Origin of the sequence: Streptosporangium sp. CA-135522 (assembly GCF_050949235.1) — a bacterium.
In the GTDB taxonomy this organism is placed as follows: Bacteria; Actinomycetota; Actinomycetes; order Streptosporangiales; family Streptosporangiaceae; genus Streptosporangium.
The window spans coordinates 8,925,983-8,942,609 of record NZ_CP192026.1; the positions used below are offsets into that span (position 1 = coordinate 8,925,983).

At 69.2% G+C, this 16,627-nt stretch carries 16 protein-coding genes; 8 read left to right on the plus strand and 8 right to left on the minus strand.

Going from position 1 to position 16,627, the window contains the following annotated elements; translation table 11 throughout:
- Positions 1-96 precede the first annotated feature (96 nt).
- The 6 genes from ACQPYK_RS41920 to ACQPYK_RS41945 all read right to left on the minus strand — a co-directional run bounded on the left by ACQPYK_RS41920 (position 97) and on the right by ACQPYK_RS41945 (position 6,100).
- Positions 97-627, minus strand: a complete 531-nt coding sequence (locus ACQPYK_RS41920) for an NADPH-dependent FMN reductase (RefSeq protein ID WP_433244605.1) — start codon at positions 625-627, stop codon at positions 97-99.
- On the minus strand, positions 624-1,952 hold the full coding sequence (locus ACQPYK_RS41925; RefSeq protein ID WP_433244608.1) for an LLM class flavin-dependent oxidoreductase: 1,329 nt from the start codon (positions 1,950-1,952) through the stop codon (positions 624-626). The genes ACQPYK_RS41920 and ACQPYK_RS41925 overlap by 4 nt, the downstream gene beginning before the upstream one ends.
- A complete protein-coding gene (locus tag ACQPYK_RS41930) occupies positions 1,952-2,932 on the minus strand; it encodes an ABC transporter permease (RefSeq protein WP_433244611.1) in 981 nt (326 codons plus the stop codon). The genes ACQPYK_RS41925 and ACQPYK_RS41930 overlap by 1 nt, the downstream gene beginning before the upstream one ends.
- Positions 2,925-3,719 carry an ABC transporter ATP-binding protein gene (locus ACQPYK_RS41935; protein WP_433244614.1) on the minus strand — a complete coding sequence of 265 codons (795 nt, stop codon included), beginning with the start codon at positions 3,717-3,719 and terminating at the stop codon, positions 2,925-2,927. The genes ACQPYK_RS41930 and ACQPYK_RS41935 overlap by 8 nt, the downstream gene beginning before the upstream one ends.
- Positions 3,716-4,726, minus strand: a complete 1,011-nt coding sequence (locus ACQPYK_RS41940) for an ABC transporter substrate-binding protein (RefSeq protein ID WP_433244617.1) — start codon at positions 4,724-4,726, stop codon at positions 3,716-3,718. Before ACQPYK_RS41940 ends, ACQPYK_RS41935 begins: the two co-directional genes overlap by 4 nt.
- A gap of 219 nt (positions 4,727-4,945) precedes the next feature.
- Positions 4,946-6,100 (minus strand): MBL fold metallo-hydrolase, encoded by a 1,155-nt coding sequence (locus tag ACQPYK_RS41945; RefSeq protein WP_433244620.1) that lies wholly within the window; start codon positions 6,098-6,100, stop codon positions 4,946-4,948.
- Positions 6,101-6,182: 82 nt separating this feature from the next.
- Here ACQPYK_RS41945 and ACQPYK_RS41950 point away from each other — a divergent pair, with 82 nt between their 5' ends.
- The 8 genes from ACQPYK_RS41950 to ACQPYK_RS41985 all read left to right on the plus strand — a co-directional run bounded on the left by ACQPYK_RS41950 (position 6,183) and on the right by ACQPYK_RS41985 (position 14,553).
- The gene (locus ACQPYK_RS41950) at positions 6,183-7,097 is read left to right on the plus strand and encodes a glutathione S-transferase family protein (protein ID WP_433244623.1); all 915 of its coding nucleotides are present in this window, start codon (positions 6,183-6,185) and stop codon (positions 7,095-7,097) included.
- Positions 7,098-7,271: 174 nt separating this feature from the next.
- Positions 7,272-7,637, plus strand: a complete 366-nt coding sequence (locus tag ACQPYK_RS41955) for a type II toxin-antitoxin system RelE/ParE family toxin (RefSeq protein ID WP_433244626.1) — start codon at positions 7,272-7,274, stop codon at positions 7,635-7,637.
- Between the two features lie 5 nt (positions 7,638-7,642).
- Entirely contained in the window at positions 7,643-7,921 is a 279-nt protein-coding gene (locus ACQPYK_RS41960) for a helix-turn-helix domain-containing protein (RefSeq protein WP_433244629.1), read from the plus strand.
- Between the two features lie 123 nt (positions 7,922-8,044).
- The gene (locus ACQPYK_RS41965) at positions 8,045-8,710 is read left to right on the plus strand and encodes a B3/B4 domain-containing protein (RefSeq protein WP_433244632.1); all 666 of its coding nucleotides are present in this window, start codon (positions 8,045-8,047) and stop codon (positions 8,708-8,710) included.
- A gap of 327 nt (positions 8,711-9,037) precedes the next feature.
- Positions 9,038-12,706 carry a multifunctional oxoglutarate decarboxylase/oxoglutarate dehydrogenase thiamine pyrophosphate-binding subunit/dihydrolipoyllysine-residue succinyltransferase subunit gene (locus ACQPYK_RS41970; protein WP_433244635.1) on the plus strand — a complete coding sequence of 1,223 codons (3,669 nt, stop codon included), beginning with the start codon at positions 9,038-9,040 and terminating at the stop codon, positions 12,704-12,706.
- A 74-nt stretch (positions 12,707-12,780) separates the two neighbouring features.
- On the plus strand, positions 12,781-12,957 hold the full coding sequence (locus tag ACQPYK_RS41975) for a DUF6104 family protein (protein WP_306864470.1): 177 nt from the start codon (positions 12,781-12,783) through the stop codon (positions 12,955-12,957).
- Positions 12,958-13,027: 70 nt separating this feature from the next.
- Complete coding sequence (locus ACQPYK_RS41980; protein ID WP_433244639.1) at positions 13,028-13,825, plus strand: DUF4097 family beta strand repeat-containing protein; 798 nt, start codon at positions 13,028-13,030, stop codon at positions 13,823-13,825.
- A complete protein-coding gene (locus ACQPYK_RS41985) occupies positions 13,822-14,553 on the plus strand; it encodes a helix-turn-helix transcriptional regulator (protein WP_433244643.1) in 732 nt (243 codons plus the stop codon). Before ACQPYK_RS41980 ends, ACQPYK_RS41985 begins: the two co-directional genes overlap by 4 nt.
- 80 nt (positions 14,554-14,633) lie before the next feature.
- Here ACQPYK_RS41985 and ACQPYK_RS41990 read toward each other — a convergent pair whose 3' ends face one another.
- Together ACQPYK_RS41990 and ACQPYK_RS41995 are read right to left on the minus strand one after the other, a co-directional pair.
- Complete coding sequence (locus tag ACQPYK_RS41990; RefSeq protein ID WP_433244646.1) at positions 14,634-15,512, minus strand: oxygenase MpaB family protein; 879 nt, start codon at positions 15,510-15,512, stop codon at positions 14,634-14,636.
- A 122-nt stretch (positions 15,513-15,634) separates the two neighbouring features.
- Complete coding sequence (locus ACQPYK_RS41995) at positions 15,635-16,597, minus strand: zinc-binding dehydrogenase (RefSeq protein WP_433244649.1); 963 nt, start codon at positions 16,595-16,597, stop codon at positions 15,635-15,637.
- Between the last annotated feature and the right edge of the window lie 30 nt (positions 16,598-16,627).

The window sequence follows — 16,627 nt, forward strand, 5'->3', positions numbered from 1 at the left end:
CCGGCCATCTCGCTCCGCCCGATCACTCTTCCTCCTCAGCGTCATGAAACACGCTTATCGTCGGTAACCCATTCATAACTCCATCTCTTCCCGATCTCACACCGCAGCCCCCTCCCTGAGCGCCGCGACGACCTGAGGACCGACCCTGCCGGCCCAGCGATCGAGCACGACGTCGAGGTCGGAGGTCTCGCGGAGCTCGGACTCCAGCAGCGCCAGGCCGGGCGTGGGAACCGTGGCACCCAGCTCGACCAGGAGCGGCCGGAAGTGGACCTCCACCGCCAGGGCGTGCCGCGCGTCCCCCATCACCAGCAGCGGCAGCGCGACGGTCGAGGCCAGCGCACCGCCCGGCAGCCGGTCGAGGAAGGTCTTGAGCAGGCCGGTGTAGGTGCCCTTGTAGGTCGGGCTCGCCACCACCAGCACGCCGGCCTGGGTGACCAGCTCCAGCGCGACCTCCACGGCGGAGGACGCCTCCGGGGCGAACAGCAGGGGGGCGAGAGCGGACAGATCGATGATTTCGGACGGCCCTTCGTGGCCGATCCGCCGGGCGATGGTCTGCGTGGCCTGGACGGCCGCCTGATACGTGCGCGACCCGGATCGCGGATTGCCCACCACGGTCACGATGCTCATGAAGCCACCGGCACCTTCTGCTCGAAACGGGATGTCGGACGCGCCAGGCCGTAGTTCTGGCGCAGCGTGCGGCCTTCGTACTCGGTGCGGAACAGGCCACGGACCTGCAACTCGGGCACGACATGGTCGACGAAGTCCTCCAGGCCGCTCGGCAGGATCGGCGGCATGATGTTGAAGCCGTCGGCCGCGCCGCTGGTGAACCATTCCTGAATCTGGTCGGCGATCTGCTCCGGGGCGCCGGCGACCACGCGGTGCCCCCGGCCTCCGGCCAGGCGGTTGATCAGCTCCCGCACGGTCAGCCGCTCGCGCCGGGCGAGATCGGTGACGAGCTTGAACCGGCTCTGCTGGCCGTCGGTCGGTTCGGGCACCTCGGGCAGGGGCCCGTCGAGCGGATGGCCCGACAGGTCCACGCCGAGGATGCCCGACAGCTGTTGCAGGCCGTACTCGGGGATGATGAGCTCTTCGAGCTCCTTCTCCAGCTCGCGCGCCTCCCGCTCGGTGGAACCGATGATCGGGGAGATGCCGGGGAGGATCAGCAGCTCGTCGTCACGCCTGCCGTGGCGGGCCAGACGGGACTTGAGGTCGGCGTAGAACTCCTGTCCCTCCCGAAGGGTCTGCTGCGCGGTGAACACGGCCTCGGCGAAGCGGGCGGCGAACTCCTTGCCGTCCTCTGACGACCCGGCCTGGACCAGCAGGGGGTGGCCCTGCGGAGGACGGGAGGTGTTCAGCGGGCCCCGGACCCGGAAGTGGTGGCCGGTGTGGTCGAGAGCGTGGATCCGGCTGGTGTCGGCGTAATCTCCGCTACGGCGGTCGCCCAGGACGGCCCCGTCCTCCCAGCTGTCCCAGAGCTTGGTGACGACCTCCAGGAACTCGGCGGCCCGGTCGTAGCGGTCCCGGTGCGCCGGGCGTTCGATGCCGAAGTTGTGCGCCTCGGCCTCACTCGCGGAGGTGACGATGTTCCACCCGGCCCGGCCGCCGCTGATGTGGTCCAGGGAGGCGAACTTGCGCGCCACGTGGAACGGCTCGTTGTAGGTGGTGGAGACGGTCGCGATCAGGCCGATGTGCTCGGTCGCCACGGCCAGCGCGGCCAGCAGGGTGAGTGGCTCCAGAGCGCCGAGCGCGTTGTGCCTGACGTTGCCCCACAGGGCCAGGCCGTCGGCGAGGAAGACCGAGTCGAGCCTGCCGCGTTCGGCGGTCTGGGCCAGGCGCTGGTAGTGCCGGACGTCGGTGATCCGGCCGGGGTCGGCGCGCGGGTGCCGCCAGGCGGCCTCGTGGTGGCCGACACCCATGAGGAAAGCGTTCAGATGCAGTTTCCGGGCGGCCATCAGGAGATCCTCCACGTCGAGAAACGGCGCTCCAGGCGGACGAGGAGCTGGTTGAAGAACAGACCGAGCACGGAGATGGTGAGGATCCCGGCATACATGTCGGGCACCCGGAAGTTGAACTGGGCGTAGTTGATCAGGTAACCGAGGCCGGCCCTGGCGCCGACCATCTCGGCGGCGATCAGCACGAGGATCGAGTAGGCCCCGGCCAGCCGGATGCCGGTGAAGATCGTGGGCACCGCGGCCGGAAGGATCACCTTCTGGAACAGCCGGACCGGGCGGAGTCCCATCGACCGGGCCGACTTGATCAGCAGCGGGTCCACGCTCTTCACCCCGGCGACCGTGTTGAGCAGGATCGGCCACGCGCAGGCGTACATGATGATGGAGATCTTGGAGGTCTCGCCGAGCCCGAGGACCAATACGAACACCGGCATCACGGCGAGCGCCGCGGTGTTGCGGAACAGTTCGAGCACCGGGGTGAGCAGGTCGGCCAGCGGCTTGTACCAGCCGATCAGCAGGCCGAGCGGGATGGCCGCGACGATCGCCAGCGCGAAGCCCGCCAGGGACCTGATCAGGCTGGCCCGGGTGTGGTCGAGCAGCTCGCCGGACAGGAGCAGGTCCCACCAGGCTCCCAGAACCCCCGACAGCGGCGTCAGGAAGGTCGGGTCCACCACTTCCAGGCGCGGCAGGATCTCCCAGATCGCGGCGAGCACGCCCACGGCGATGACGCGCCGGCCCACCGCCACGACCACTCGCCCCGAGCCGCGCAGCAGGCGGCGGCCCGCGCTCGGGCCGGTGCGGGCCTGCCGCGCGGCCTCGGCGACCGCCTCGCGCAGGACGGGCGGGACCGGCCCGGTGGAAGCCCCGGTGGACGGACCGTGTCCCGTGAGGGCGCCGGCGGCGACTCCTCCGACGGAGGGAGCGGCGTAATCGGCGGAGACACCCACGACGGGGGCGGCCCGTCCGGCGGGGACGCTAGCCAACGGGGACCACCTCCTGCGCCCGGGCCGCCGCGACCTCGTCGCGCAGCAGCGTCCACACCTCGTGGCGGTAGGCGCCGAAGCGCGCGTCGGCCCGCAGGTCGCCCTCCCGGGAGTCGAACTCGACGTCGATGATCCGCTTGATCCGGCCGGGGCGGGAGGTCATGACCGCGACCCGCTGGCCGAGGTAGACCGCCTCGTCGATGCCGTGGGTGATGAACACGATCGTCTTGCCGGTCTTCTCCCAGATCCGCAGCAGCTCCTCCTGGAGCGACTCGCGGGTCTGGGCGTCCAGCGCGGCGAACGGCTCGTCCATCAGCAGCACGTCCGGGCCGGTGGCGAGACTGCGGGCGATGGCCACGCGCTGACGCATGCCTCCGGACAGCTCGTGCGGATAGCGGTCCTCGAATCCACGCAGCCCGACCAGGTCCAGATAGGACCTGGCCCGCTCGGCCCGCTCCTTCTTCGGTACGGCTTTCGCCTCCAGGCCGAACTCGACGTTGGACAGCGCCGTGCGCCACGGGAACAACGCGTACTGCTGGAAGACGATCCCCCGGTCGAGGCCGGGCCCGTCGACGGGGGCCCCGTCGATGAGGATCCGGCCGCTGGTCGGCTCGGTCAGCCCGGCGAGCAGGTCGAGGAGGGTGGACTTGCCGCAGCCGCTCGGCCCGACCAGCGTGAGGAACTCCCCCGCCCGCACGTCGAGGTCGACGTCGTCGAGGGCGGTGAACGGCCGGTCCGCGTCACGGACGCGGAACTCCTTGCCCACGCCCTGGATCCGGATCTTCATCGGGTCCCTCCGAACGGGTTGTAGGCGTTGGTGAAGAGGTCCTCGGCTTTGATCCGGCCCTTTTCGATCTCGCCCTCGCGCTCCAGCCAGTCGATCCAGGTCTGGAACTCCTTGGCGTCGATCACGCCGCCCTTGTTGGCCACCCCGCTGCTCTTCCAGAACTCGATGGCGGTGGTGTCCTCGTTCCGCTTCCGCTTGGCGATGATCTGCTTCGCCTTGGCGACGACCTCTTCCCGCGAATGGGTTTGCGTCCACTCGATGGCCTTGGCGTAGGCCTCGACGAACTTCTTGGTGGTGTTCGGATTCTGCGCGATGAACTTGTCGGTGAGGACGACGCTGCCGGCGGTGAAGGCGCCGAACAGGTCGATGTCCTTGAATAGCGGGCGGATCCCGCCGCGCCGCAGCGCCTTGTCCCGGAGGATGCCGCTCAGCGCCGCCACGTCGATCTGGCCCTGGCGGAGCGCCTGCTCGGTGTTGACGGGCGGCACGACGACCAGCTCGACCTGCTTGATCTCCTCGGGGGTCAGCCCGCCGCGCTTGAGATACTCCTTGAGCACGGCCTCCAGGTGGGCGCCCAGGGTGTTGACCCCGATCTTCTTACCGATCAGGTCGCGCGGGCCCTTGATCGGCGAGCCGTCGGGCACGAAGTAGCCGATGTAGCTGTCCTTGTCGCTGCCGTAGTAGCCGATCACGGCCTTGATCGGGGCCTTGGCGGCGGCCAGCTTGACGATGGCGCCGTTGAACGCGCCGCCGAAGTCGGTCTGGCCGGTGGCGACGGCCTGGATGTCCTGGGGACCGGAGATCGTGTTGCCGATCCACTTGAGCTTGATGGGGCCGAGGTAGCCGAGCTCCTCGGCGAACTCGGGGAAGGTGACGGCGCCGACGGCGCCCTGGTAGCGCAGCTCCGAGGTCTCGAGCTGACCGGGCTTGGCGGCGGCCTGCGCGCTGCAGGCGGTCATGAGCGCCACCAGTGGCAGGAGGAGCGGGACATGTCTGAAATTGATCACGAGAACGTCCTGTGAAAGGGGGGAGGGACGGTGGGGGTCGATTCGTGATCACGGACACTGGGCGCTGGACACTCGACAGAAGTCGACATGTGCACACCGGGTCAGATAAAGGCCCATAAGGGAGAAGCTACGCACGGCTCGACACTAAGTCAATATTTCCTACTTGTTTTGCATGAAATGATCCGGGGCAAGTGGGCAAGGCCTTCACCCAAGGGGTGATCAGGCGGGAAACCACAGGTCGGGCTCGCCCGTGACCCGGCGCAGGCGCCCCCTGGCCTCCAGCCAGACCAGGTGCGCCAGCGTCTCGTTGCTGGCCCCCCGGCGCATGAACGGCGCGATGGTCTCCCACGGGCGCGCCCACCTCAGCCCGGTGGCCGTCTCCCAGCAGGAGATCCCGTTCGCGGCACCGACCGCCGCCTCGATCTCGGCCAGCCGCTCCTCATGGTGGGCGATCACGTGGTCGACCCGGTCGGCCAACTCCAGGAACCGGTACTCATGCGCGGGCAGCACCTCGTCCACGTCGAACTTGCGCACCGCCGCCAGCGCCTCCAGGTAGTCGGCGAGCGGATTGGGCGCCGACTGCGGGTGGACCGCCACGATGGGCGTGATCCTGGGCAGCACGTGATCGCCGGAGAACAGCAGCCGCCGCTCCCGCTCGACGAAGCACAGATGCCCCGGCGAGTGCCCCGGAGTCCAGATCGCTCGCAGGTCCCAGCCGGGCAGGTCGACCGGGTCGCCGTCCTCGATCAGCCGGTCGGGCTTGGCCATGCTGACGTAGTGCCGGATCATCATCGAGGCTCCGGCCAGCTCGTCCAGCATCGCCTGCGGCGCCCCGGACCTCATCAGTAGCGCGCGCTCCTGCGCCACCAGGGAGTCGACCCTGTCCTCGTCATAGCGGCCGTGCAGCAGCCGGGAGTCCGCCGGGTGCAATCCGATCCAGGCGCCCGACACCTCGCGGATCCGCCCGGCCAGCCCGTAGTGGTCCGGGTGGATGTGGGTGACGAGGACGGCTCTGACGTCGGCCACCTCGTATCCGGCGGCCCCCAGCCCGGCGGCCAGCGCGCCGTACGCCTCGTCGGTGTTCCACCCCGCGTCCACGATCGCCACACCGTCGGGGAGTTCGAGAGCGTAGACCAGCACGTAACGGAGCGGATTGATCGGGATCGGCACCGGGATCGACCACAACCCCGGCCGCACCCGCTCCACCTCGGGAAAGCCCCCGCCGCGCCACGCATCACGCTGCGCCTCGTTCGCCGGCGTCACCGCGTCCCTGGCCCTGCTCCTCTCCGCCTCGCCCGCCGCGCCACTCCCGGCGGCGCCCGCCGCGCCATCCGCCGCGCCACCTGCCGTGCCATCCGCCATGTCCCTCGTCACGTTCCCCGCGCTCCCTTCGTCGCCCCGCATTCTGCCCTCTGGACCGAATCATGTTCTACTCGGGGTGGCGTACGGTCGAACCATGAAGCTGGGACGTGAGATCTCCGAGGGCGGACGCTTCGTCCGGCAGCCGAACCGCTTCACGGCGCGGATCGAGGCCGGCGGCGAGCACCCGCCCGAGCCGGGCCGCTACCGGCTCTACGCCTCCTACGCCTGCCCCTGGGCACACCGCTCGCTCATCGTGCGCGAGCTGCTCGGCCTCCAGGACGTCGTCGCAGTGACGATCGTGGACCCCATCAGAGACGAGAAGGGCTGGCGCGTTCCCGGCGGCGACCCCGCCACCGGCGTGGAATACCTGTCGGAGCTCTACCTGGCGACCGACCCGGCCTACCGGGGCCGCTACACCGTGCCCTGCGTCTGGGACGTCACCGCCGGCCGGCTGGTCACCAACGACTACCCGCAGATCACCCTCACCCTGGAGACCGCCTTCGCGCCGTGGCACGCCGAGGGCGCCCCGGACCTCTATCCGGCCGGGCGGCGCGAGGAGATCGACGCGCTGAACGAGCTGATCTTCGACGGGCTCAACAACGGCGTCTACCGGGCCGGGTTCGCCACCTCCCAGCAGGCCTACGACGAGGCGGTCACCGCGGTCTTCGACACGCTGGACCTGTTGGAGGAACGGCTCGCCACCCGCCCCTACCTGCACGGCGACGCGCTCACCGAAAGCGACGTCCGGCTCTATCCGACGCTCGCCAGGTTCGACGCGGTCTACCACTCGCACTTCAAGTGCTCGATCAGACGGCTGGTCGACCATCCGGCGCTGTGGGCCTACGCTCGCCGCCTGTACGCGATCCCGGCCTTCCGCGACACCACCGACTTCGACCAGATCAAACGGCACTACTTCATGACGCAGACGAACATCAACCCGAGCCGGATCGTGCCGCGCGGCCCGGAGCTCGACTGGACGTCGAAGGATGCCGATGGGACACCTACTTGATCATGTGAAAGTTTCAACGGACAAATCGGCCATTCGCCCGGTCGGCTCCGGAGCCGGGAGCGGTTCGTTGACGGGGAGACCGCGTCCGGTGTCTTCCTTGAAGAAACACCGACCGCCCTATCGGTTTCAGCGTATCTCGGAATATACAATCGAGTGCATATAGCCTCATGACCCGTGAGGCTGTATGTCATCGAGATCGAGCCTGAGATCCAGTCATGGCTCGAGTCATTGTCCGAACGTGACTACGTGAAAGTCGAGGCCCTGGCCGATCTCCTCGCCGAGCAGGCGGAAACGCTGGACGAGCCGTACTCCAAGCATCTGGGCGGCAAGCTCCGGGAACTGCGCCTTTCATTGACACGTCGCCAGGTCCGGATCACCTACTGGCTCGCTCCGGGACGTCGGGTCATCCTCCTCACCGTCTTTTCCAAGACCCGCCGCAAGGAGACCGGTCAGATCGAACGCGCCCAACGGGCACAGGCTGAATGCGAGACCCGCCATACAGTCGCGCTGAACACTTACGACCGCATCTGGAAGGACTGACGGCCATGGATCACGGCAAGTGGGAGCGGACCGGCGCCGAGCGTCGCGCCGACGCCTATCAGGAAGCCCGTGAGGCGTTGCTTCTTGGCCAGCAAATCTACAGCCGCCGCACGGAACTAGGCCTCTCACAGGCCGAACTGGCCGAGCGGGCCGGAATGACACAACCCCAGGTGTCCCGCATGGAAACCGGTGGCGTCACCCCCACCCTTGCACTTTTACGACGCCTGGCGAAGGCGCTGGACGCCGAACTGAACGTCACGTTCAAGCCTCACGCTGCCGCCTGACCGGCCACGGCGGCGCCGGTGAGGAGGTGATGGACGACACCGCCTCGGTCCATGGCCCGGTGAAGCGTGCGGCGCCCGGATCGCCCCTCACTGAGAAACCGCAGGCGGCCTAAACTGAGGTGCGTGATCGAGGACATCTGGGTGGACCCCGCCGTCAGCACGCTCAGGCCGGACTTCGCGGTCCTGGTGATGGGCGTGTACGGCCTGCGCAACGGACCGACCGACGACAGGTCCCGGGCCTGGCTGGCCGAGGCGGCCGAGACCGCGGTGAGCGTCGAGGACCCGAAGGTCGAGGCGTGGCGGGAGGCCTACCGGACGTTCGGCGTGAAGCCGCAGCGCAGCCGGCCGTCGGTGGACGCGCTGGTCAGGCGGATGCCGTTGCCGGAGATCAACCTGGTGGTCGACGCCTACAACGCGATCAGCGTCCGGCACGGGCTGCCGATCGGCGGGGAGGACCTGGCCCACTACGAGGGGACGGCCCGGCTGGTCCGCGCCATCGGGGACGAGCCGTTCGAGATCGTCGAGAAGGGCGAGCCCGCCGTCGATCATCCGGAGATCGGCGAGGTGGTCTGGCGCGACGACAGGGGCGTCACCTGCCGGCGATGGAACTGGCGGCAGTGCGTGCGCACCAGGATCACCGAGGAGACCACGGACGCGCTGTTCCTGCTGGAGCGGCTGGCGCCCATGTCCCTGGAGGAGCTGAGCGCGGCGGGCGAGGAGCTGGCCGGGTTGCTCGAGGTGGTCACCCCGGGCGTCCGGGTCGAGTCCCGGCTCGTCGAGCAGGGGTGACCGGACCCGCACCCACCGATGACCGGGCCTCTCCCTCCGGGTGACCGGACCCGCGTCCACCGGGTGACCGGGCCCGCGTCCACCGGATGACCGGGCCTCTCCCCTCCGAGTGACCAGGCCCACATCCGCCGGTGACCGGACTCGCCTTCTCCAGGTGACCAGGCCCGCGCTCCTCCAATCGACCCCCGGAAGTGACCCTTTTTCCCTCTCCTGAGAGGATCGGGCGGCGAGCTGCGGCCAGACTGGCGCAGGTCCGGGTCCAGGCGAGTAGCCTTGGACAGGTTCTCTATCATCAACGCCGATCTGCGGAAGAGGGCGATTTCCGCCGTGTCGTCTGAGTCGTCGCGGACAAACCCGCTGGCAGCCTTTGGTCAAAACGAATGGCTTGTCGACGAGCTGTACCAGAAGTACCTTCAGGATCCCGAGTCCGTGGACCGTGCCTGGTGGAACTTCTTCGCTGATTACACCCCTGATTCCGGGGCCGGCAGAGCCGCGCCCCCGGGGGCGGCCACCGCCGCGCCCGTCACTCCACCCCCGGCTGCGGCTCCGGCGACTCCGGTCGCCGCACCGGCAACCCCCGCGCCGAAGGCCACGGCCACCCCGGCGGACAAGCCCAAGCAGGAGACGCAGTTGCCCGCCGGTGCCGAGGAAGTCCGACTCCGTGGCGCCGCCGCAAGGACGGCGGCCAACATGGAGGCCAGCCTCGAGGTTCCGACGGCGACCAGCGTGCGTGCGGTCCCGGCGAAGCTGCTCATCGACAACCGCATCGTGATCAACAACCACCTGTCGCGCGGTCGCGGCGGCAAGGTGTCGTTCACGCACCTCATCGGCTACGCGGTCATCAAGGCTCTGGCGGTCCTGCCGGAGATGAACCACTCCTACGCCGAGGTCGACGGCAAGCCGGTGCTGGTCAAGCCCGAGCACGTCAACCTCGGTCTGGCCATCGACGTCGCCAAGAGCGACGGCACCCGCCAGCTTCTGGTGCCGTCGATCAAGGCGACGGAGGCCATGGACTTCCGCCAGTTCTGGGTGGCGTACGAAGAGGTGGTGCGCAAGGCCCGGGCGGGCAAGCTCGGCGTCGACGACTTCTCCGGCACCACGATCTCACTGACCAACCCCGGCACCATCGGCACCGTCCACTCGGTGCCGCGCCTGATGCCGGGGCAGGGCACGATCATCGGCGTCGGCGCGATGGAATACCCCGCCGAATACCAGGGCGCCTCTCCCGAGACGCTCTCGCGCCTGGCGGTGAGCAAGGTCATGACGCTCACCAGCACCTACGACCACCGGATCATCCAGGGCGCCCAGTCGGGCGACTTCCTGCGCCAGATCCACCGGTTGCTGCTGGGCGAGGACGGCTTCTACGACGAGATCTTCGAAGCCCTGCGGATCCCCTACGAGCCGGTCCGCTGGGTCCAGGACATCTCCACCACCCACGACGACGACGTGGCGAAGTCGGCCAGGGTCATCGAGCTGATCCACGCCTTCCGGGTCCGCGGCCACCTGATGGCCGACACCGACCCGCTGGAGTACAAGCAGCGCAAGCACCCCGACCTCGACATCAAGTCACACGGGCTGACCCTGTGGGACCTGGAGCGCGAGTTCGCCACCGGCGGCTTCGGCGGCCGTCCTCTGATGAAGCTGCGCGAGATCCTCGGCGTGCTGCGTGACTCCTACTGCCGCACCATCGGCGTTGAGTACATGCACATGCAGAACCCCGAGGAGCGCGCCTGGATCCAGGCCCGGGTGGAGCGTCCGCACGCCAAGCCCGACCGCACCGAGCAGTTGCGCGTCCTGGAGCGGCTCAACACCGCCGAGGCGTTCGAGACGTTCCTGCAGACGAAGTTCGTCGGCCAGAAGCGCTTCTCGCTGGAGGGCGGCGAGTCGCTGATCCCGTTGCTCGACTCGGTGCTGTCGGCCGCCGCCGAGGAGGACCTCGACGAGGCCGTCATCGGCATGGCCCACCGTGGTCGCCTGAACGTGCTGGCCAACATCGTGGGCAAGTCCTACGGCCAGATCTTCGGCGAGTTCGAGGGCAACATCGACCCGCGGACGGCGCACGGCTCCGGCGACGTGAAGTACCACCTTGGCGCCACCGGTGACTTCGTCTCGCCCGACGGCAGCAAGCTCAAGACCTCGGTCGTGGCCAACCCCTCGCACCTGGAGACGGTCGACCCGGTCCTGGAAGGCGTGGTCCGCGCCAAGCAGGACCTGTTGGAGCGCGGCGAGGAGGGCTTCACGGTCCTGCCCGTGCTCGTCCACGGCGACGCGGCCTTCGCCGGTCAGGGCGTGGTGGCCGAGACCCTGAACCTGTCGCAGCTGCGGGGCTACCGCACCGGCGGCACCGTCCACATCGTGGTCAACAACCAGGTCGGCTTCACCACCTCGCCGGCGTCCTCGCGTTCCAGCGTGTACGCCACCGACGTGGCCCGGATGATCCAGGCTCCGATCTTCCACGTCAACGGCGACGACCCCGAGGCCGTGGTCCGGGTCGGCAAGCTGGCGTTCGAATACCGTCAGGCGTTCCGCAAGGACGTCGTCATCGACCTGATCTGCTACCGGCGCCGCGGCCACAACGAGGCCGACAACCCCAGCTTCACCCAGCCGCTGATGTACGACCTGATCGACGCCAAGCGCTCCACCCGCAAGCTCTACACCGAGGCGCTGATCGGCCGGGGCGACATCACGGTCGAGGAGGCCGAGAGCGCGCTGCGCGACTACCAGGCCAAGCTGGAGAACGCCTTCGCCGAGACCCGTGCCGCGGTCAAGGAGGCGACCGGCGAGTTCAGCCGCCCGGCCGACATGGACACGATCCCCTGGTCGCACGAGGACACCCCCACGGGGATCTCCGAGGAGACCGTCAAGCGGATCGTCGACACCCAGCTCAGCCTGCCGGAGGGCTTCACCGTCCACCCGCGTCTGTTGCCGGTCATCCAGCGCCGGGGCCAGATGGTGGCGGAGGACCGCATCGACTGGGGCATGGGCGAGACGCTGGCCTTCGGGTCGCTGCTGATCGACGGCCACCCGGTCCGCCTGGTCGGCCAGGACTCCCGGCGCGGCACCTTCGTCCAGCGGCACGCCGTGCTGGTCGACCGCGTCACCGGCGCGGAGCACACCCCGCTCAAGACGTTCAACGAGGGCACCACGAAGTTCTACGTCTACGACTCGCTGCTCAGCGAGTACGCCGCGCTCGGTTTCGAGTACGGCTACAGCGTGGAGCGTCCCGACGCCCTGGTCGCCTGGGAGGCCCAGTTCGGTGACTTCGTCAACGGCGCCCAGTCCGTCATCGACGAGTACATCACCGCGGGTGAGCAGAAGTGGGGCCAGCGCTCCGGCGTCACCCTGCTGCTGCCGCACGGCTATGAGGGTCAGGGCCCGGACCACTCCTCGGCCCGCATCGAGCGTTTCCTGCAGATGTGCGCCTACGACAACATGACCGTGGCGCAGCCGACGCTTCCGGCGAACTACTTCCACCTGCTGCGCTGGCAGACGAAGTCGAACCGGCACCGTCCGCTGGTGGTGTTCACGCCCAAGTCGCTGCTGCGGCACAAGGCGGCGGTCTCGGCGGTCAGCGAGTTCACCTCGGGCTCGTTCCAGCCGGTGCTCGGCGACACCACGGCGAGCCCGTCCGGGGTTCGCAAGGTCGTGCTCTGCTCGGGCAAGATCTACTACGACCTGGCCGCGGCGCGTGACGCGCAGGGCCGGACCGACGTGGCGATCGTCCGTCTGGAGCGCCTCTACCCGTTCCCGACGAACCCGCTCGCGGCCGAGCTGGCCCGCTACGCCGACGACATCGAGCTGGTCTGGGCGCAGGACGAGCCGGTCAACATGGGTCCGTGGCCGTTCCTGACGCTGAAGCTGGCCGAGAAGCCCGACGTCTTCGGCGGGCGACCGATCAAGCGGGTCTCCCGCAAGGCCAACTCCTCCCCGGCGACGGGCTCGCACTCCGCGCACGAGGCGGAGCTGCAGCAGATGCTGGGAGAGATCTTCAGTTAGATCGATCCGCACCACCTCGGAAGTCCCCCGCAGGAGCCACTGTGGGGGACTTCCCCGTTACTACGAGGAGAACGATGTACTTCACCGATCGGGGCATCGAGGAGCTCGTCGAGCGCCGCGGCGAGGAAGAGGTCAACATCGTCTGGCTGGCCGAGCGGCTGCGCGAGTTCGTCGATCTCAACCCCGAGTTCGAGACGCCGGTGGAACGGCTGGCCACGTGGCTGGCCCGGCTGGACGACGAGGACGAGTAACTCAAACGCGATATATCTTGACCTACTTCCATGACGCGACATATCGTGTCTTGCATAGGAGGTCACGAACATGCGGCAGTGGACCATCGACAAACCCGAGCAGCTCGCCTTCGACATCGTGAGCAAGCTCAACGTCCGGATCGTGGCGGGCAGGCTGGCGGTGCTGGCCAGCGACGGCCCGCCCACCCTTGAGGTCACCGACATCGGCACCCCTCCATTGATCGTCACCCACGACGACGACGGCGCGCTCACCGTCACCTACAAGGACCTGACCTGGGACGGCCTGCTCGGCTGGCTACGCCCCGGACGCCGGGAGACCACACTGACGCTCACCGTGCCGAAGGAGTGCCCGGTCAGTGTCGGCGTGGTCTCCGCCTCGGCCGTCGTCGCCGGCTTCGAGACCCGCACCTCGGTCAGAAGCGTCTCCGGCGAGATCGTGCTCGACGGGGTGAGCGGCGAGATCCACGCCGACACCGTCTCCGGTGACGTGGAGAGTCGCGGCCTGGTCGGCGACCTGTCCTTCAAGAGCATCTCGGGCGAGCTGACCGTGGCCCAGGGCACGCCCCGCCGCCTGCGCGCCACCACCGTCTCCGGCCGGATCACCGCCGACCTGGAACTCCCGCCGACCGGCCATGTGACGCTGAACAGCGTCTCGGGTGACATCATGCTCCGGCTGCCGCACGAGGTCGAGACCGACGTCGCGATCCGCTCCACCTCCGGCAGGCTCGACACCGCCTTCGCCGAGCTCGGCCACTCCAGCCAGCACGGCGCGAAGTCGCTGACCGGCCGGATCGGCGGCGGCATGGCGTCCCTGTCGGCGACCACCGTCTCGGCGGACGTCACACTGCTGAAGGGAGAGCAGGCATGAGCCCGGTCTTCGGCCATGGGCGGCTGCGGCTCTACCTGCTCAAGCTGCTCCAGGAGAGCCCGCGCCACGGCTACGAGGTGATCAGGCTGTTGCAGGACCGCTTCCTGGGCGTCTACTCCCCCTCGCCCGGCACGATCTACCCGCGCCTGGCCCGGCTGGAGGAGGAAGGCCTGGTCACCCACGAGGTCGTGAACGGCAAGAAGGTCTTCACCCTCACCGATCAGGGCCGCGAGGAGCTGGAGGCCCGGCTCGACGAGCTCGCCGACCTGGAGCAGGAGATCTCCGACTCCGTCCGTGACATCGCCCGCGAGGTCAAGGAAGACGTCCGCGACACGGTCAAGTCACTGCGCGAGGAGCTCACCCAGATGGCGCGCGACGTGCGCCAGGGCAGCCGGCAGGAGCAGCGGCAGGCCAAGCAGGACCAGCGCGAGGCCTGGCGGGAGCAGAAGGCCGAATGGCAGCGGCAAAAGCGCGAATGGCAGCGGCAGAAGCAGGAATGGCAGCGCCAGACCCAGGAGTGGAAGCAGGACTGGAAACGTGTCTGGTCCGAGGGCTTCACCGGGCACGGGTCACCCGACAGCGACGCCCGGCTCGGGCAGATGCTGGCCGAGTTCGTCGAGGAGCTCCGCGCGGACGCCCAGGGCGCCCAGGTGACCGAGGAGACCTTGGCCGCCGCGCAGGACGCGCTCTACGACGCCGCCCGTCGCATCCGAGACGCGCTCCGGTGATCCTGCTGTGCGGCCCGCGCCCGCCCCTCCTGCTTTCGGGGTCCCCGCCCCGTACGCCCGGGCCGGCCGTACCCCAGCCGTCAGGCGACCCGCATGGCGCGGACGAGGCGCTCCTGAGCTCGTGCGACCCGCCTGGCCCGATAGGCGATCGGCATGTATCTGGCCCGCTCGGGCAGGTGCGGCACGGTCGCCGCGACCGCCCGGCCGAGCCGGCGCAGTCGCATCTCGTCGCGCGCGGTCCACGGCAGTCCCAGTTTCCCGCGCACGGCGGGCGGCAACGTGCCGACCGTGACGAAATGGTTGACCCGGCCTGAGGTGAGTCCGAGCGGCCCCCACAGGGCGCGCAACGGTGCGGGCATGATGGGCGGTGGTCCCACGGTGCGCGCGGTGCGCAGCACGTCATGGGCCGTCGGATGGCTCTCCAGAGTGGTGTCGACCATGTCGTGGAAGTAGCGCCAGTAGTCGTCGACGGTGGCGGGGAACATCCGCTCGGGAACCCGCAGGATCCGGCCGAGGCGGACGATCTCCTCGTACAGCCTCCGCTCCTGCTGCGGGGTGTACGGCTCGCCGAAGTATCTCGCCATGGTGACGGCCCGCTCGAAGGCGGTCAGATGCACCCAGGCGTACGGCCCGGCGCTCAGCGCGTGGTAGCCGCGCCCCTGGGAATCGGTTCCCCGGATGTCCCGGTGCCGCTCCCGCAGGCGCTTGCCCTCCTCGATCGCCTCCTGCCCGCCGTACACCCAGGTCTGCAGGGAGGTGAGCGAGCGGGTGAGCCGCCCCCAGGGGTCGGTCTTGTAGACCGAGTGCTCACCGACGGCCGCGCCGATGGCCGGGTGCATGACCTGCATGACGAGCGCGCCGCCGAGCAGCAGCATCAGCCGGTGGTCACCCATTCCCTCCCACAACAGGTCGCCGGGGCCGAAGGGTTCGGGGTCGGGGCGCGCAGTCGAGTCGGTCATGCCGGGCCTCCGGGATATATCGCTTACCCGTGTTTATCACCCGGCAGGCCCGGAAGTAACCCGTTACTTACACGCGTGACGTCGATCACACAGTCCGGCGCCCATGGGCGCGCGCGTCCGGCTCAGGCCGCCCCGGTGAACACGATCTTCCCGAACACGTCGCCCTCATGCATGGCCGCGAAGCCCTCGCGGGCCTGGACCAGCGGGAGCATCCGGTCGATCACCGGGCGGGCGCCGGTCTGCTCCAGGAACCGGGCCAGCCGGGCCAGCTGGTCACGGGTGCCCATGGTCGATCCGACCACCGAAAGCTGCAGGAAGAAGACCCGGTTCAGGTCGGCGGGCGGTACGGCGCCGCTGGTCGCGCCGGAGACCACGATCCGGCCGCCGGGACGCAGCGCCTTCAGCGAGTGGTCCCAGGTGGCCTGGCCGACGGTCTCCATCACCGCGTCGACCCGCTCGGGCAGCCGGGCACCGCCGGCGAAAACCTGGTCGGCGCCGAGGGCGAGCGCCCGCGCCCGCTTCTCCTCCGACCGGCTGGTGGCCCAGATCCGGTAGCCGCCCGCCCGGCCCAGGGCGATCAGCGCGGTGGCGACGCCGCCCCCGGCGCCCTGGACCAGCACGGTCGAGCCCGGCTCCAGCTCCGCCTTGTCGAACAGCATCCGATAGGCGGTCAACCACGCCGTGGGCAGGCAGGCCGCCTCCTCGAAACTGAGCGCGGCGGGCTTGGGCACCAGGTTGCGCCGCGGTACGGCCACCCGCTCGGCGAAGGTGCCGTCGTGCGCCTCCGACAGCAGGGATCGCTTCGGGTCGAGCGTCTCGTCGGCCCCTTCGCCGATCACCGAGTGCACGATGACCTCGTTACCGTCCTGGTCGACCCCGGCGGCGTCGCAGCCGAGCACGATCGGCAGCCGCTCCTGGCGGATGCCGACGCCCTTGAGCGTCCACAGGTCGTGGTGGTTGAGCGCGGCGGCCTTCACCGTGACGGTGGTCCAGCCGTCGGGGACCTCGGGTTCGGGGCGCTCGCCGAGGGTGAGCCCGGCGAGCGGGTTGTCGGGATCGGTCTGTGTGGCGGTTACGGCAAACATGGCCGCACCCTACGCCCTCCATCCGATCAC

What these genes read in the sequence shown, in the direction of transcription:
- ACQPYK_RS41975 (WP_306864470.1), top strand. Translation starts at nt 12,781, where the DNA reads ATGTACTTCACCGATCGGGGCATCGAGGAGCTCGTCGAGCGCCGCGGC.
- ACQPYK_RS41925 (WP_433244608.1), bottom strand. Translation starts at nt 1,952, where the DNA reads ATGGCCGCCCGGAAACTGCATCTGAACGCTTTCCTCATGGGTGTCGGC.
- ACQPYK_RS41985 (WP_433244643.1), top strand. Translation starts at nt 13,822, where the DNA reads ATGAGCCCGGTCTTCGGCCATGGGCGGCTGCGGCTCTACCTGCTCAAG.
- ACQPYK_RS41980 (WP_433244639.1), top strand. Translation starts at nt 13,028, where the DNA reads ATGCGGCAGTGGACCATCGACAAACCCGAGCAGCTCGCCTTCGACATC.
- ACQPYK_RS41950 (WP_433244623.1), top strand. Translation starts at nt 6,183, where the DNA reads ATGAAGCTGGGACGTGAGATCTCCGAGGGCGGACGCTTCGTCCGGCAG.
- ACQPYK_RS41960 (WP_433244629.1), top strand. Translation starts at nt 7,643, where the DNA reads ATGGATCACGGCAAGTGGGAGCGGACCGGCGCCGAGCGTCGCGCCGAC.
- ACQPYK_RS41920 (WP_433244605.1), bottom strand. Translation starts at nt 627, where the DNA reads ATGAGCATCGTGACCGTGGTGGGCAATCCGCGATCCGGGTCGCGCACG.
- ACQPYK_RS41995 (WP_433244649.1), bottom strand. Translation starts at nt 16,597, where the DNA reads ATGTTTGCCGTAACCGCCACACAGACCGATCCCGACAACCCGCTCGCC.
- ACQPYK_RS41935 (WP_433244614.1), bottom strand. Translation starts at nt 3,719, where the DNA reads ATGAAGATCCGGATCCAGGGCGTGGGCAAGGAGTTCCGCGTCCGTGAC.
- ACQPYK_RS41990 (WP_433244646.1), bottom strand. Translation starts at nt 15,512, where the DNA reads ATGACCGACTCGACTGCGCGCCCCGACCCCGAACCCTTCGGCCCCGGC.